The following is a 13,677-nucleotide window of genomic DNA, read 5'->3' on the forward strand; positions in this document are numbered from 1 at the left end:
TAATTTAACTTTTAATTATACTGCCAGCTAAAATTTGCATATTCCCTGATGGATCAGAGTAAACGCGATAGGTTTTATGTTGCCCTTGCTTTATTGAGGTTTCTAAATTGCGAATGCTACTATTTACGCATAATCCATTGCCTGAAAACTGAGCGCCAAGATATAAGTCACCAGCTTTTACTTTGAATACAGCCTTTTCAGAAGTGCCCAGTGTTGCTGCCAGATCTTCATTTATAAATACGTTAATATTGCAAGCGCTACCCAATAAACCACTATCTCTAATGATGGTTATTGTGGCATTGCCGTCGGTGTTTTTAACGAATAATCGCTCTTCAGGTACTTCTTTAGCTATGTCTATATTTACTGCTGAGGTAGCGCAACCGCCGAGCATAAAGAGCGCTAGTGAAATAGAGATCATTCTCATGGTAATAATCCTTTATCATTCAAAATTCTAATTAGTTAGAAAATTTTAATTTTAGCATCAACTACTACACCAATAATTTTGCAATTCCCATTAATTGGAAGCGTAGGATATGAGTTGTTTAGAGGTTTAAGGAACTTTTGCCCAGCATCAATCACTAGTTTTTTAAATGTGGACTCATTAACGTCAGTTAGCTTTGCGACTACAAAAGAGCCATTTTGATGATCTCGCTCAGTATCAACGAGTATTAGAGTTCCCTCAGGAAAGCTAACGCCAGACGGTGATGTCATTGAATCGCCAGAAATACGCAACCAAAAACATTTTTCGCTGGTGCGCTCTGTTGTTTCATACCACTCATCTGAAGCTGGACAGGATTCAACAGCTTCAGTCCAAGCACCAGCTTGCACATAGCTGATAACTGGGAATGACTTTACATATGATATTTTCGCTGGAACTTCCTTAGCATTCCCCAGCACAGAATCAGGGTAATCAATCAATCCATCTGCCCCCAAAGTCATGTGACTAATCCCCACGATACTCATCATGGACGCAATATCTTCAATACTTGGTTTTCTGTTCCCACCTAACCAGTGAGCGATGGCGCCCTGAGACATACCCATCTTTTCAGCAAGCATTGACTGAGTTACCCCAGCTTCTTTCATTCTGGTTTTAACCAGATCAATCCAACTAATTTTCATAGTGCAATTATTACCTATTGTAATTGATTGCAGAATATCCATAATGTAATAAGTGTTTGCTGTTTCGTATTCCATTGTGTAATATCTGGGTTAGGCAAAAAACGGAGTCTATATGACAAACATCAAAAAAATACTGAAGGCCATTAATCGGTCTCAGGATGATTTGGCTAGCGAGGTTGGAATCTCACAAGGTTCTGTTAACCACTATGCCAATGGAAATAGAAAACCTAGCTATGACATGGCTTGGAAAGTAGTAAATGCTCTCAATCGTTTAGGCTCCTCATGTTCATTTACTGATGTTTTCCCAGATCCGTTGGAATGTGGTCTACCTGCTGCAAATCAATTGATTGATACACAGGATAACTAACCCTATGAGTAAACTCACATTAAAGCGCCAAAGTCTCTCATGTACCGATCCACTCTATGCCGCCCATGCGCTTGGGCACGATTACGGTGTAGATAAGCTAGCGAAGGATTTATTCCAGCAGCCCGGTGTGATGTACAACAAGCTCAACCCTGATAACGACAGCAATCACTTTTACTTACGTGATGCGATTCATCTTACTGAGTTGGCCGATGACGACCGTATTGTGTCGGCGTGGTGCCATAGCCGTGGGGGCGTGTTCGTTAAGCTGCCTGAGGCGGTTAACTGCGACGAAGAGTTGAGCGATCAACTGCTGATGATTAGCGAGCAGATGGGTATTGCACTGGCCGAAATTCGTGACTCCCGCGCTGATGGGGTGATCACCCCTGACGAGTTTGAACGTATCGGCCGCGAACTGACCAACACAGTACGCGAAGTGCTGTCACTTAAAGCCGTGGTGAGCAGCCAAGTGCGGGAATTGCCGCAAGTGAATGATTTTAGTATTGAGTTGAAACCTAGCAATCCTGTGACAGTGGCTTTTTCGCAAGCCTTATCAAAGAGCGCATCCAATGAGTGATATTGCAGATGTAGCTGCCATTGAGCAAGACATTCACATTAAGGCCGCGCTGGGCGTTCGCCAGCCGTCATTGCCGTTTACTGGGTTCTGCCATTACTGCAAGAGCCCAATTCATCATCAACAACATTTTTGTGATGCCGACTGTCGCCATGACCATGAGCGCCTAAAGGCTAATGGGAGAGTGTGATGGCAGGTAGAAACTTAGTCTTTACGCCACGGTTTAACGCAAATCAGTTAACTGATAAGTCACGCGAACAATCATACAAAATTATTCCTTACACACCTGAAGAAGATGAAGCGTTTGCGCGGATTCAGCGCAATCAAGATATTGCGTTGCTGGCTAACGTGATCCGCACATCGCCGACGACGAGTGCTGAAGGTATTGCGGCGCGGGTACTGGATGCGGGGTATCAGTTTTCAGGTAGTGCAGTGGAGTTGAAATAAGAAAGCCCACTAGAGCTGTGGAGGCTGTGGGCTTAATACCTAGAAACGTTTGAAGAAGTCGAGGTAAGACGATGTTACAAGAATCAATTAATAGCGTCAATCATGATGCTGGTGGCAGCAATGTGGTGCCGTTACGGCCCGTTGCTGAGCACAAACAACAAGCGCGGGGTGGGGTGGTGAAAGCAGACTTGGATGATGGTTATTTACGACTCTCCAATACGCTGGTGGATGCCCTGTGCCGTACTAAATTAAGCGATCGTGAGAGTCGGGTGGTGTTTGCGGTGATCCGTAGAACCTACGGCTATGGCAAGGCCACTGATTGGGTTTGCTTAGAGCAATTAGCCGACATGACGGGGATTACAACAAGCAATATTTGTCATGCAATTAAGTCGCTTACTGCGCGCGATATCATCATAAAAGACGGTCGTAAAGTTGGCGTTAACCCGATTGTTTCGGCGTGGCAAGACAAGAAATCGCATTCGATTAACGGTAAAAAATCCACTATTAAAACCGACAATATTATTGTCGATTCTGACAATGCCATTGTCGAAACCGACAGCGTAGGTTGTCAGAACCGAGAGATACAAAAGAAAGACACTAATACAAAAGAAATACAAAAGATCTCTTCGTCGAACATTGCTGTCGCAATGACCGACAAGCCATTAAAACCTGATGCTGCTGTTCAAACTCCGAATGGCAAACTTTGGGGCACTCAGGACGATTTAACCTGTGCTGAGTACATCTTCAACAAAGTCCTGATTGTTAACCCCACTGCAAAGCAGCCTAACTGGCCTGACTGGGCTAACCAAGTGCGCTTAATGCGCGTGCAAGACCAACGCACTCACCATGAAATCTGCAAGCTGTTTAAGTTTGCCAATAGCGACTCATTTTGGGCAAGCAATGTGTTATGCCCCAAAACCCTACGTAAACAATGGGACAGGCTCACCGTACAACTTTCAGCGAGAACATCACATGAAACCACTGCAAACGATTCTGCCGGACACGGTCAGCGCTATGAGAACCCCACAGCCAGAGTATTCCGCGAACTGCGGGAAATGGCAGAGCAACTCGAGCAGTCAACAGATCACCACTGTGGTGGCCACACAATTGATGCCGACTATGAACCTGTACAGTCGTGATTTTAGCAATCGGTTTGGTGCTGAGCTTGGCAGTGTAGTGGCGGAGTTTGTTAGCAAAATTGGCGAGGCAGGTTTGAGTGTTAGTGAGGTGATGATCGGTATTGAGGCATTTAAACAACGCGCAGCGACCGCGCCATGGAGCGTTAACCCTGCGGAGTTCGTGGCTATGTGTACGCCTACGCCTGAACAGTTGGGCTTGCCTAGTGCAGAACAAGCTTACCGGGAGTGTTGTTCACATGGTCGATGGCCGAGTGAGCACAATTGGAGCCATGGCGCTGTATTTGCCGCTGGCCGTGAAACGGGTTGGTATGAGCTGCAAAACCGTACTGAGCAGCAAACATGGCCCTTGTTTAAACGCAACTATGAGGTTATGTGCCGCCGCGCGGTGAAGGGTGAAAGCTTTAATGCGTGCATTCCTAAGGCGCTTGCTGCCCCTGTAAACAAGCCAGTTGAAAATCAAAAGGCATGTTCGATTATCGCTGATCTGCGCCAAAAGTTTGGGCTAAGGACTGCCAATGGCTCTGGCAATTAAACCGTTACCTGCAGATGCGCCTGATTTTTATAGCGCGATTGTATCGCCAACTGCGGCTGCTATCACGGTTAAAGATGCCGTTAACGATGCGGTGTTGTTTGTGCCGACTCAGTACTCTGCAGCTGATCTACTCGCACAAGGATTTCGGTGTGCGCGTGAATACCCCCAGATGTGGCACTGCCGTGGTGGGGAGTCTGACGGCAAATGGATTCAAAAGCACATGGCTGTTATTCCTCAGCAGTTTAAGCATTCAGTGTCTATCGAGTACGAACGTTTATTTGCCATTGGTGGGCGTGATGGTCGCTTTCAGGCGAATCGGTTTTTAGTGCAGCAGTCGAAACATTTTAGAGGGGTATAGCGTGATTCGAATTGGTATTGATCCTGACCTGACTAAAAGCGGTGTAGCGACTGTCGTAAACGGCGAAATAGTGACGCTTAAAAGTATGGGGTTTAGTGAGTTGATTGAGTTTGTTATCAGCAAAAGCCATCTTCCTTACGCTGTATTGCTTGAAGATGTGGATAACAAGAAGCCGGTGTTTCCTAAGCGGTTAAGGCAGTCGGCTAAAGGGCAAAACCCATTGCTTGCCTACGTTGGCCATGCACCTAGCCAAAGCGGATCTAACGCCAAGGTGAACATGAGTATTGCAGAAGATTTGGGCAAGGTGAAAGCCACGGCCAGACTGATTAAAGAAGTGCTTGAGGATAAGGGCATCAAAGTCACTTTGGTAAAGCCGCTGCGTGGTCCGATTAAAAAAGCCAAGGATAGCAGTGTTTATTTTAACAAGATCACTGGCTGGACGGGGCGCAGCAATGCCGATACTCGCGATGCTGCACTGATCGCCATGTTTGGGCAGGGGGAATAATGACTATAGCCACTAGAGACTGTACCACGGAAGAAAAGCTTGAAACGGCGGTTAGGCTTTACGTTGTTGAAGGATTACCAGTTATTGCTGCATCACAACAAGCTGGCATAGGTACCCGCAGATTAAGTGCAGCACTAATCGAACGCCAACTTATGCGAACTGATCGCCGCAGTGCCAATGCGAATGGGAAAAAATCTGGTTCACGCATTGATCCGCTGGAATCGAAAGAGAGTCGTGTTTCTCGCATGGCGCTGGCCATTATTCACAAAAGTGCGGCACCGACTGCGCAATCACATCAAGGGACTGACCGATGATATCGATAGAGCGCTTATTTGAGTTGTTGTCGCCCCGTGGTGTTGCGATTGGCGCTGCAGTCGGTGGCAAAGGGGTTTTTAGTAAGGAGGATGCTATGGGTGTTGTCGCGCAGGTGCAGGGTAAGTATTTAGTCGGCGTTAAAGTATTAGAGGCCAGTATTTGCGGCGATATTGATGCCGAAAATTTACTGATCAACGCCTTAGCCAAACAGTATGAAACCGACTTTAGGCCTGTTGCTGCTACTGCGTTGGCAAAGCTGGCAGTGAATGAGGTTTGTGGATCCCGCGTTTGCACTAAGTGCCATGGCACTAAGCTGAATTATCACCGCAATGGTGAGTGTCTACATTGCTGCGGTACCGGAAAGATGTTGAACACGGTTGAGCAGCTGACTAAATCGTTTTGTGATTTAAGCGGTACCAAGATCACTGCAGAACAATTTAGCCAGCATTTTTACGACAAGTACATGACTGGTGTCGACACACTGCACCATCATCAAGCCGATGCCGAACGCCATGCAAAGCGGGTATTGCGCTTAGTCGCTGCTGAAAATGAGCAGGTGAACTAATGAGTGCACCAGATAACAGACTTACATTTAATGACGTCCCTTGGCAGCAAGGTCGCGTTCTTTCCACAAGGCACACTCGCCGCTGGAGTAAGCAAGAACTTGAGAAAGTCACAAGGATAGAACGCCGCACCGCCTTTGCTCACTTTTATTCCCATGATGAAGGTCGCAGCCGTGAGCTTGTGTATCAATTTGATAGCGCTGAAGAGTGTGCGAAAGCGGTTAATGAGCACAATAAAGCGCTAGCTGAGGCACTATCTAAATGATTGAGACAGTAAACGACTTAGTTAAGCGCCTAGTTAAAGAGGCCGATCAACTCGAGTCTATGGGCTCGGTTGATTTGGCCTGTGGCGTTCAGGCTGCAGTGCGGGTGATCCGTGATGAATTAGACGCCAATGCCGCGATTGGTAATGCTGACAGCCACCGTATCGAGCCACTAGAACGCCAGAACAAGCGCTTGATGGCGGTACTCGCCAAGCAGTCAGTAATGAATGAACGCTTTGATTTGCTCTGTAAAGACAGCGTGTTATCAACGCCTGAATATAAAGCTATGGTGTTTGCCAAAGAGGCGATTAAACGCCAGATCAATGCGCTGCCAAAGTGCAGAACCTGCCGCGGCGTTGGCAAAGTTAGGCCGATGTTTGCGCTGCATTGCTGTGATAAATGCGGCGGTGTTGGCGTGAATATAACGGCCAATAATGAGCTGATTAAGCTGCAGCAATCCTTAATCCTGACTGAGTTTGAGTTGATTGAAAAACTGACTGCTGACTTGTTTAAGGTTGGGTTATCACCTGCAGATAAAGAAGCCATTGCGATCGAGTATTTTTACGCGGATTGCCGCACTAACCTGAGGTGTGACTAATGGCCGTGACCTGTATTGCGTTAAGTGACGCCGCCATTAAACGGGCGGTTGCCGATAAGTCTATTACTGAAATCAGGGACCCAAGATTTCCGCTGCGACTGCGTTTGGCGAGTTCACGCAGCCGTGGTAGCTGGCACTTAATCACCTATAAAGACGGCAAGGCCAATTGGGCTAAGGTTGCCGATTGGCCGCTAGTTAGCGCTAAGGCCATGCTGGATGATTTACCGTCGCTCAGCATGCAGCATAGGCAAGATCAGAGTGTGAAGGTTAATACCTGGCTAAGTTGCTGCGGGTTATTGAATTGGTATTTAAGCCGGTCACAAACGGATACCAGTTTATCGTTGAAGCGTAAACGCAACATCAAGTGCGCCATCACCAAGCACTTAATCCCTGTGCTGGGTGATGTGATGCTGAGTGAGCTTAATCATCATAAGGTTGATGAGTTATTGATTTGGCCCCTACAGGCTCGCTACGCATTAGGCAGCGTTCGCCAGTATTACGCTATTTTACGTAAGGCATTTAAACAGGCGACAGTGCTTAAGTTGATTAGTGATGATCCTCTGGCATCATTGAGTTTTACCGATTTTATCTCGACCCCCATTGCGACTAAGCCCCCAAAATTACAATCCACTGATCTGCTGCAGCTGCTGACGAATATCGGCAACGCTAACGATGGTGCCGCCATGCTTATTTTTATCATGCTGGCTTACGGTACCCGTATCGGTGAAACCCGCTTACTGCGCTGGACCTATTACGACGAGGCTAATGCTAAGTTGGTGATCCCTGCCGACATTACTAAAACACATGCCCAACTGACTATCCCGATCACCCCATTAATGGCTGATGTATTACGTTGGCATAAAGCCATGCAGGAAGCTGCAGGGTATCGCGGTGGGTATTTATTTCCGCATCCTTGTCGCAATGGTGGATTAGATGAACGGGGTGCTAATAGCTTGGTTAAGCAGGTGAGTAACAGTGAATGGACGGCCCATGATTTACGCAAGCTAGCAAGGTCGTGTTGGGCTGACTTAGGGATTGATTACATGGTGGCAGAGCAGATGTTAAACCACTCGATGACCAAGCTAGATCAAGCCTACATTCATACCTATTTAGCAGACCAAAAGAGAGCAGCAATTGAGTTGTGGCACAGTCATTTAATGGCAATTTATAACCCATTTATTGGTCGTGTAAATCAAGACAGTGCCAAGACAGGAATTAATTGTAAATCAGCCTAAACCGTTGGTGTAATTGGTTTGCGGGTGAGTTTATGCATCTTCACAAAGGGAAGATATTTAATGAGTAAAGCAGCATAGTTCAAGTTTTATTACTTTGGAGAATAAAGTTCACTATAATCGACAATTTGTTGAAATATTTTACAACATCCGTTGTCGAATAGTTCACACAAAAAGAGTTAATGGCAATCTTGAAGTTCTATATCCTTAGACTAATGAATTGGCTATATAGTCAAGGAAATAGTTCTTGCCAATTTTATCGCCATCAAGCGTTTAATTTACGGGTGTTTTTATTGTGAAAATTGTTGATCTAAATGATGAATGGGCTCTGAATATTGGTAAGGTATTTTTGTCATTTGGTTGTTTGGAGAAGTTAACTATTGATTGTATTAACAAATGGTTAGATGGACAAAGGATTGTAAATCATTTAGTTAATGGACCTCTTAATCAGAGGGTAAATATAGTTATTGACTTAGCTAAAGACAAATATGGCGATTGCGAAGAATTTCAGTCATTTTCTAAACATCTAAAAAGCCTTCAAGAACTTGGTAAGCAGAGAAACTTAATCGCTCATAACCCTTTGATGATAGTCTTCTATGAAGACTCTTTTGAAGAGAAAATTTGCTCGTTAAGGAATGATGATGTGACATTTACTCTGAGTGAGTTGCATCAATTTGTACTTAATTCAGAGGTTTTGTATCAAGAGTTACTTACTGATTTAGTAAAATTTAAAATTTTAGATTCCCCAAACTACATGAACATGAAATTACTGGAGGGGCTTCACGGTCTCGAAAAAGTCTGATGTAACACACATGAGATAAATACTTAGAGATGGGCTAAAAGTGCGAGGCGTTCTTACCCTTATAAAGCGATAGTTGCAGGAGCATATATGAGTGTAGATTGGATGGATAAGTACATGACAGGAAATGCTTTTCGTTTCACGGAACTAATAAACGATGATTTTTTTCAACCTTTCAGATTAATGTATCAAGCAGGTTATTATGTATCTAGTATTAAGTTGATGCTTGTTGCTATTGATTCAATTGGTTACATCGAGTTTGGTGAAAGTAAAAGTGGAGAAGATACCCCGTTTGTAAAGTGGTTAAATAAGTATGCTGACTTAACTTCTACCAATCTCACTCCTAGAGAACTTTGGGAGCATAGAAATTCGCTTTTACACATGAGTAATTTAAATTCACGCCAAGTTCAAAAAGGTAGCATCAAGCGGTTAATCGCCTATGTTGGTAGTATGCCGCATGAAGTTAAGTTGCAAGAAGGTAATGCGAAATATTATGACTACCGGGCTTTAATTCATGAGTTTGGTCAGGCCTGTAACAGGTGGATTCAATCATACGATGATGATCCATCAAAATATAAGCTGTTTATTGCTCGATACGATCTTATTGTATCTGACTCGCGTATGCTACATATTCCGCTTCCAAGCTAACAATGTTCGCTTCCATGTTTAGATAAAATTTGATTTACAGTATGATTTTTATATAAAAAATTAGTTTAAATAGTAGCAATATGCTAAATATTGTGACCAATTTTTTAGTTGAACATAAGGTAATCATGAATTTAGCAGTAAAGGAAATTGTCGAAATTTATACTTCTAATCCTAATTATAGGGCTGAAGTTATCGATTCTCTTGGGTATGCGGGTGGTGATGATGCCGTTGAAGCTATTATGCGTATCTATACTCTTCATCCGAATTTTAGAGAAGAAGTACTAAAAGCTTTAGGTAAAGCAGGTGGTGATAAAGCAGTGCAATCTATAATGAGTATTTATCGACTCCACCCTAACTTAAGGGCTACAGTTTTGCAGGCATTAGGGCAAGCAGGAAGAGGCTGTAAATAAACTTCGATTTAGCTCTATCTAATGTAATTTAAATTTTTGAGAGCTAAATATCGATAGTCACTGAGGATTAGACATGTAGACATTATCAATGTTTAGTGACGTCAATAATCAGTTAACTGATAACTAAATCATTCAAAATTTGCTAACCACAACTCAAGCGCTATAATCACTGTAATTATATACAGTGATTTGGTGCTTTTATGCGTGTTTTGCCCTTTATAGCTTTACCTGCACACGCTGGGGTTCATGGCTTTGAAAGCCCTGCAGCAGAATACACACAGCTAGGTTTAAGTCTGGACGAGCTTTTAGTGCAACATCCTAGCGCTACTTACATTGGTATAGCGCAGGGGGATTCGATGCAGGGCGTTGGCATCTTTGACGGTGACGTACTCATTGTGGACAGGTATGTTACAGCTCAACAAGGTAACGTTATCGTTGCAACGCTGAACGGCGAGTTCGTGTGTAAAATCTATGATAAAGCCAGAAAAATGCTTTTATCATCTAATGAACAACAGCAAGCCGTAGAGGTTAAAGATTACGATGACTTCCGTATTGAAGGGGTTGTAACTCGGTCTGTTAGGTTGCACACCCATTGTTCTATATTGGCGTCACAAATATGTATGCCTTAGTTGATGCCAACTCATTTTACTGCAGTGCAGAGCAAGTCTTTCGACCAGATTGGCGTGGCAAGCCAATAATCGTACTAAGCAACAACGATGGATGTATCGTTGCCGCGAATAGGCAAGCCAAGGAAGCTGGTATACCTAAATTTGCGCCTTACTTTCAAGTAAAAGATCAGTGTCAGAAACTCGGGGTAATTGCTTGCTCTTCAAATTACGAGTTGTACGCCGACCTATCGTCAAAGATGATGGAGATTATTGGTCGGTTTGCACCGGATCAACATGTGTATTCTATCGATGAAAGCTTTCTTTCCTTCAAGCATTGTTATCCAGCGATTCAGTGCCTAAAGACGCAAGGACAGTTAATCCGCCGTGCAGTATGGAAAGAGGCTTGCTTACCTGTATGTGTTGGCATTGCTGCTAGCCTTACGCTGGCTAAAATTGCCAACCACGCAGCTAAAAAGTTACCAGGTTATAGCGGTGTTTGTGTCATTGATAATGAGACAGAACGGCTAGCCATTTTAAAGCAAACACCCGTTGGTGAGGTGTGGGGAATTGGTCGGCGGATTAGTAAAAAGCTTGAGTTAATGAACATCAACACTGCGCTAGATCTTGCTAAAATGCCAGCAGGACTTGCTAGAAAGCAATTCAGCATTGAGGTTGAACGCACAGTGCGTGAACTCAATGGACAAGAATGTAAAAAATGGGACCAAGCCAGAGCAGATAAGCAACAGATATTCTCCACCCGTTCAGTTGGCGAAAGGATTATGGATTTTGATTCACTCCTGCAGGCCTTGAGTAAACATGTCGCAATTGCCGCATCCAAGGCAAGGGCGCAAGGCTCAAGTTGTAAATCAATGCTACTGTTCGCCAGCAATTCTCCTTACGACGAACATACTGCAAGTTTTAAATCTATTGTTCACTTCCCCTGTGCTACTAACTGCACTGTCGAAATGACCAGAGCGATGACAGCTGCTGCACCTAAATTATTTAGAGAAGGTGTGAGGTATTACAAGATCGGCATTGGGCTCATTAATCTAAGTTGTGACAAGTATCAGCAATTAGACTTATTTAACGCACCGAAAGCAGATCCAGCTTTGATGCAAACACTTGATGACATTAACTTACGCTATGGCCGTGATACCTTGTTCTTAGCCGCTCAGGGTATCGAACAAAAGTGGGCAATGCGGCGTGAGCTACTGACACCCCAGTACACTACCAAGTGGGGCTGTTTGCCAAGGATAAAGTGCTAAGTTAGTTGTTTAAAATTAACATAGTAATTGAGTGTGACTGAAACTATTTAATTAATCTTTAGCAATCCATTGGCAGATATTTAATCTATTTTAATTGGTGAGAAAAATTTATGAGTCATGCTGATATTGGAAAAGCATTTTCAACATGTGTTTACCAAAATGTACGGATAAAACAGGCTGATGCTTTTACTCGTTTCATAGATAGTAGAAGTTCTACAAAAGCATATGTTGTTAATCTAAATGGAGCTTGGGGCACGGGAAAGTCATTTTTTGTAAACAATTGGTGTCATCGACTTAAAGAAAATAGTTATGCATCAATAAAGATAGACGTATGGGAATCTGATTACCTGAATGATCCTCTTGCGATATTGACATCCGAGTTGCTCACTGAGCTTGAAAAATATGACATTGTAGACTTTTATGAATCTGAAAAGAGAATTTTTAATGTTGGATGGAAATTGGCTAAGAATTTTTTTCCAGTTATCATGATGGCAATTGGGCAACACTATTTTGGTAAGGATTTTAATGAGATTCTTAAAGAAGTTGGTGTTTCAACTAAAGATTTAGTAAATGACCGTAGCTCTCCAGTAAGTAGAATGGGGGATTTTGGTGAACATATTTTTTCTACGCATAAAATGCATAAAGAGTTTGTTCATGATTTTAAACGTGAACTAACTGATCTTATCTCTATAGTTTGCGAAAAATCTGGGAAGGATAGGGTTTATATTTTTATTGATGAACTAGATCGATGCAGGCCTACATATGCAATTGAAATGCTTGAGGTTGTGAAGCATTTGTTTGATATACCTAGACTGGTATTTGTTATGTCAACAGATACAAAACAACTAGAGAGTTCAATAAAGTCTTTATATGGTGAACAATTTGATGCTGAAGAATATTTAAGTAGATTTTTTCAGAGGAGATTAACGTTGTCAAAACCTAAATATTTTGACTTTGTTAAGTCAATGGATGCTTTTTCTCTGGTGAACTTTGATAATTGCTTAATTTATCCTCCGATGAACAAAGAGTCTGCTCAAAGTGTTTTTGCGCTGTTTTGTGAATATAACGATGTTTCACTTAGAAGAGCAGAACAACTATGCGCAAGAGTTGATGCTGCGTTAGTTAATTTACCAAGTAACGCTGCAGTTTTTTTCATAGAGTTAGTGGGTAGCATTTTTTGTTATGAGTTATATCCAAAGTATAACATTAAGTATAACAATATATATGAACATGGTCCGCATGAACAAAATGGATTTAAATATGATATAAAGATTATAGGGGATGTTAATGACGTTAATCCAAATACTGTTTTAAATTTTCATAGAGGCGTATGGGATTTGATTTTGAGTTTTAAAAATGCCTATGGTAATAAACATGGGTTTTCTTCTGCATTAGAAAAAGAAATTTTTCAGAATTTTACAGGAGGTATAGAACGATGTTATGTACATAGGCGTGTTGGAGGTTTACCTTATTTTGTTGGTCACCTACCAACTTCTGATGTTAAAGCCGTTGATATGTTGGTTGAACTATTAAGTAAAATTAATAGCGACAATACAATTATTCTTTCAGGAGATGATTTAGAAGAATTCTTACATATATTTGAAAGTATTTCGTAACGATATAAAATGAAATATTTGTCGCTTACTCGAAAGTGGATACTACTCGTAATTTGGTGGCAACAATTGATAAGGTGTGTTTATCTAACTAAAAAAATTACTGCTTAGTGTTGGAAGTCAATGCGAGTTGCTTACCTTTACAAACAGATAATGGCAAAATGATTTATGATTATAAAGGTAGATAAACACGCATTGACCCAGCAAACACTATTCACTATCCTATTATAACAATGCGGGTTATAGCACCTAAAGCCACCTAACAGGTGGCTTTTCGCTATCTAGACCTTCTGGATTATTCAAGCCTCAGCACCTGCTGGGGCTT

The 13,677-nt window shown here is 42.6% G+C and carries 21 protein-coding genes; 19 read left to right on the top strand and 2 right to left on the bottom strand.

Translation table 11 applies throughout. The annotated features are described in order from the left end of the window. Positions 1 to 4: 4 nt before the first annotated feature. Both L5M11_RS13235 and L5M11_RS13240 read right to left on the bottom strand, forming a co-directional pair. Positions 5 to 424, bottom strand: coding sequence for a hypothetical protein (locus tag L5M11_RS13235; RefSeq protein WP_263166860.1), 420 nt, complete (start codon positions 422 to 424; stop codon positions 5 to 7). A 35-nt stretch (positions 425 to 459) separates the two neighbouring features. After that, on the bottom strand, positions 460 to 1,194 hold the full coding sequence (locus L5M11_RS13240) for a LexA family protein (RefSeq protein WP_263166863.1): 735 nt from the start codon (positions 1,192 to 1,194) through the stop codon (positions 460 to 462). A gap of 37 nt (positions 1,195 to 1,231) precedes the next feature. Here L5M11_RS13240 and L5M11_RS13245 point away from each other — a divergent pair, with 37 nt between their 5' ends. From L5M11_RS13245 to L5M11_RS13335, 19 genes are all read left to right on the top strand, one after another. After that, entirely contained in the window at positions 1,232 to 1,486 is a 255-nt protein-coding gene (locus tag L5M11_RS13245; protein ID WP_263192393.1) for a helix-turn-helix domain-containing protein, read from the top strand. A gap of 4 nt (positions 1,487 to 1,490) precedes the next feature. Then, the gene (locus tag L5M11_RS13250) at positions 1,491 to 2,060 is read left to right on the top strand and encodes a phage regulatory CII family protein (RefSeq protein WP_263192394.1); all 570 of its coding nucleotides are present in this window, start codon (positions 1,491 to 1,493) and stop codon (positions 2,058 to 2,060) included. Beyond that, complete coding sequence (locus tag L5M11_RS13255) at positions 2,053 to 2,247, top strand: hypothetical protein (protein ID WP_263192395.1); 195 nt, start codon at positions 2,053 to 2,055, stop codon at positions 2,245 to 2,247. Before L5M11_RS13250 ends, L5M11_RS13255 begins: the two co-directional genes overlap by 8 nt. Next, a complete protein-coding gene (locus tag L5M11_RS13260) occupies positions 2,247 to 2,504 on the top strand; it encodes a hypothetical protein (protein ID WP_263192396.1) in 258 nt (85 codons plus the stop codon). Before L5M11_RS13255 ends, L5M11_RS13260 begins: the two co-directional genes overlap by 1 nt. Positions 2,505 to 2,575: 71 nt before the next feature. Beyond that, on the top strand, positions 2,576 to 3,643 hold the full coding sequence (locus L5M11_RS13265) for a replication protein (RefSeq protein WP_263192397.1): 1,068 nt from the start codon (positions 2,576 to 2,578) through the stop codon (positions 3,641 to 3,643). Further along, a complete protein-coding gene (locus L5M11_RS13270; protein WP_259482501.1) occupies positions 3,624 to 4,175 on the top strand; it encodes a replication protein P in 552 nt (183 codons plus the stop codon). The genes L5M11_RS13265 and L5M11_RS13270 overlap by 20 nt, the downstream gene beginning before the upstream one ends. Continuing rightward, positions 4,159 to 4,533, top strand: coding sequence for a hypothetical protein (locus L5M11_RS13275; RefSeq protein ID WP_263192399.1), 375 nt, complete (start codon positions 4,159 to 4,161; stop codon positions 4,531 to 4,533). Before L5M11_RS13270 ends, L5M11_RS13275 begins: the two co-directional genes overlap by 17 nt. A 1-nt stretch (position 4,534) precedes the next feature. Then, positions 4,535 to 5,038, top strand: a complete 504-nt coding sequence (locus tag L5M11_RS13280) for a hypothetical protein (protein ID WP_173496349.1) — start codon at positions 4,535 to 4,537, stop codon at positions 5,036 to 5,038. Further along, complete coding sequence (locus L5M11_RS13285; protein WP_263192401.1) at positions 5,038 to 5,352, top strand: hypothetical protein; 315 nt, start codon at positions 5,038 to 5,040, stop codon at positions 5,350 to 5,352. Before L5M11_RS13280 ends, L5M11_RS13285 begins: the two co-directional genes overlap by 1 nt. Next, on the top strand, positions 5,349 to 5,918 hold the full coding sequence (locus L5M11_RS13290; RefSeq protein WP_263192402.1) for a TIGR02642 family protein: 570 nt from the start codon (positions 5,349 to 5,351) through the stop codon (positions 5,916 to 5,918). The genes L5M11_RS13285 and L5M11_RS13290 overlap by 4 nt, the downstream gene beginning before the upstream one ends. Next, the gene (locus L5M11_RS13295) at positions 5,918 to 6,181 is read left to right on the top strand and encodes a hypothetical protein (protein WP_263192404.1); all 264 of its coding nucleotides are present in this window, start codon (positions 5,918 to 5,920) and stop codon (positions 6,179 to 6,181) included. Before L5M11_RS13290 ends, L5M11_RS13295 begins: the two co-directional genes overlap by 1 nt. Next, the gene (locus L5M11_RS13300) at positions 6,178 to 6,777 is read left to right on the top strand and encodes a hypothetical protein (RefSeq protein ID WP_263192405.1); all 600 of its coding nucleotides are present in this window, start codon (positions 6,178 to 6,180) and stop codon (positions 6,775 to 6,777) included. Before L5M11_RS13295 ends, L5M11_RS13300 begins: the two co-directional genes overlap by 4 nt. Next, positions 6,777 to 8,012: a tyrosine-type recombinase/integrase gene (locus L5M11_RS13305; protein ID WP_263192408.1), complete on the top strand. Its 1,236-nt coding sequence runs from the start codon at positions 6,777 to 6,779 to the stop codon at positions 8,010 to 8,012. Before L5M11_RS13300 ends, L5M11_RS13305 begins: the two co-directional genes overlap by 1 nt. A 292-nt stretch (positions 8,013 to 8,304) precedes the next feature. Then, the gene (locus tag L5M11_RS13310) at positions 8,305 to 8,811 is read left to right on the top strand and encodes a hypothetical protein (RefSeq protein ID WP_173496343.1); all 507 of its coding nucleotides are present in this window, start codon (positions 8,305 to 8,307) and stop codon (positions 8,809 to 8,811) included. Positions 8,812 to 8,898: 87 nt separating this feature from the next. After that, a complete protein-coding gene (locus L5M11_RS13315) occupies positions 8,899 to 9,456 on the top strand; it encodes a hypothetical protein (protein WP_173496342.1) in 558 nt (185 codons plus the stop codon). Positions 9,457 to 9,536: 80 nt separating this feature from the next. After that, positions 9,537 to 9,866, top strand: coding sequence for a HEAT repeat domain-containing protein (locus L5M11_RS13320; protein ID WP_263192410.1), 330 nt, complete (start codon positions 9,537 to 9,539; stop codon positions 9,864 to 9,866). Positions 9,867 to 10,066: 200 nt separating this feature from the next. Next, positions 10,067 to 10,495, top strand: coding sequence for a LexA family protein (locus L5M11_RS13325; protein WP_263192411.1), 429 nt, complete (start codon positions 10,067 to 10,069; stop codon positions 10,493 to 10,495). Next, on the top strand, positions 10,483 to 11,739 hold the full coding sequence (locus tag L5M11_RS13330; protein WP_263192413.1) for a Y-family DNA polymerase: 1,257 nt from the start codon (positions 10,483 to 10,485) through the stop codon (positions 11,737 to 11,739). Before L5M11_RS13325 ends, L5M11_RS13330 begins: the two co-directional genes overlap by 13 nt. Before the next feature lie 110 nt (positions 11,740 to 11,849). Further along, complete coding sequence (locus L5M11_RS13335) at positions 11,850 to 13,355, top strand: KAP family NTPase (protein WP_263192415.1); 1,506 nt, start codon at positions 11,850 to 11,852, stop codon at positions 13,353 to 13,355. Positions 13,356 to 13,677: the final 322 nt, after the last annotated feature.

It is taken from the genome of Shewanella sp. SM87 (assembly GCF_025653705.1).
GTDB lineage: Bacteria > Pseudomonadota > Gammaproteobacteria > Enterobacterales > Shewanellaceae > Shewanella > Shewanella oncorhynchi.

Excerpts from the sequence above, each read along its gene's own strand:
- L5M11_RS13255 (WP_263192395.1), top strand. The coding sequence starts at position 2,053 with ATGAGTGATATTGCAGATGTAGCTGCCATTGAGCAAGACATTCACATT.
- L5M11_RS13270 (WP_259482501.1), top strand. The coding sequence starts at position 3,624 with ATGAACCTGTACAGTCGTGATTTTAGCAATCGGTTTGGTGCTGAGCTT.
- L5M11_RS13235 (WP_263166860.1), bottom strand. The coding sequence starts at position 424 with ATGAGAATGATCTCTATTTCACTAGCGCTCTTTATGCTCGGCGGTTGC.
- L5M11_RS13325 (WP_263192411.1), top strand. The coding sequence starts at position 10,067 with ATGCGTGTTTTGCCCTTTATAGCTTTACCTGCACACGCTGGGGTTCAT.
- L5M11_RS13315 (WP_173496342.1), top strand. The coding sequence starts at position 8,899 with ATGAGTGTAGATTGGATGGATAAGTACATGACAGGAAATGCTTTTCGT.
- L5M11_RS13335 (WP_263192415.1), top strand. The coding sequence starts at position 11,850 with ATGAGTCATGCTGATATTGGAAAAGCATTTTCAACATGTGTTTACCAA.
- L5M11_RS13305 (WP_263192408.1), top strand. The coding sequence starts at position 6,777 with ATGGCCGTGACCTGTATTGCGTTAAGTGACGCCGCCATTAAACGGGCG.
- L5M11_RS13320 (WP_263192410.1), top strand. The coding sequence starts at position 9,537 with ATGCTAAATATTGTGACCAATTTTTTAGTTGAACATAAGGTAATCATG.
- L5M11_RS13240 (WP_263166863.1), bottom strand. The coding sequence starts at position 1,194 with ATGGAATACGAAACAGCAAACACTTATTACATTATGGATATTCTGCAA.
- L5M11_RS13245 (WP_263192393.1), top strand. The coding sequence starts at position 1,232 with ATGACAAACATCAAAAAAATACTGAAGGCCATTAATCGGTCTCAGGAT.
- L5M11_RS13265 (WP_263192397.1), top strand. The coding sequence starts at position 2,576 with ATGTTACAAGAATCAATTAATAGCGTCAATCATGATGCTGGTGGCAGC.
- L5M11_RS13295 (WP_263192404.1), top strand. The coding sequence starts at position 5,918 with ATGAGTGCACCAGATAACAGACTTACATTTAATGACGTCCCTTGGCAG.
- L5M11_RS13250 (WP_263192394.1), top strand. The coding sequence starts at position 1,491 with ATGAGTAAACTCACATTAAAGCGCCAAAGTCTCTCATGTACCGATCCA.
- L5M11_RS13285 (WP_263192401.1), top strand. The coding sequence starts at position 5,038 with ATGACTATAGCCACTAGAGACTGTACCACGGAAGAAAAGCTTGAAACG.
- L5M11_RS13290 (WP_263192402.1), top strand. The coding sequence starts at position 5,349 with ATGATATCGATAGAGCGCTTATTTGAGTTGTTGTCGCCCCGTGGTGTT.
- L5M11_RS13330 (WP_263192413.1), top strand. The coding sequence starts at position 10,483 with ATGTATGCCTTAGTTGATGCCAACTCATTTTACTGCAGTGCAGAGCAA.
- L5M11_RS13260 (WP_263192396.1), top strand. The coding sequence starts at position 2,247 with ATGGCAGGTAGAAACTTAGTCTTTACGCCACGGTTTAACGCAAATCAG.
- L5M11_RS13275 (WP_263192399.1), top strand. The coding sequence starts at position 4,159 with ATGGCTCTGGCAATTAAACCGTTACCTGCAGATGCGCCTGATTTTTAT.
- L5M11_RS13300 (WP_263192405.1), top strand. The coding sequence starts at position 6,178 with ATGATTGAGACAGTAAACGACTTAGTTAAGCGCCTAGTTAAAGAGGCC.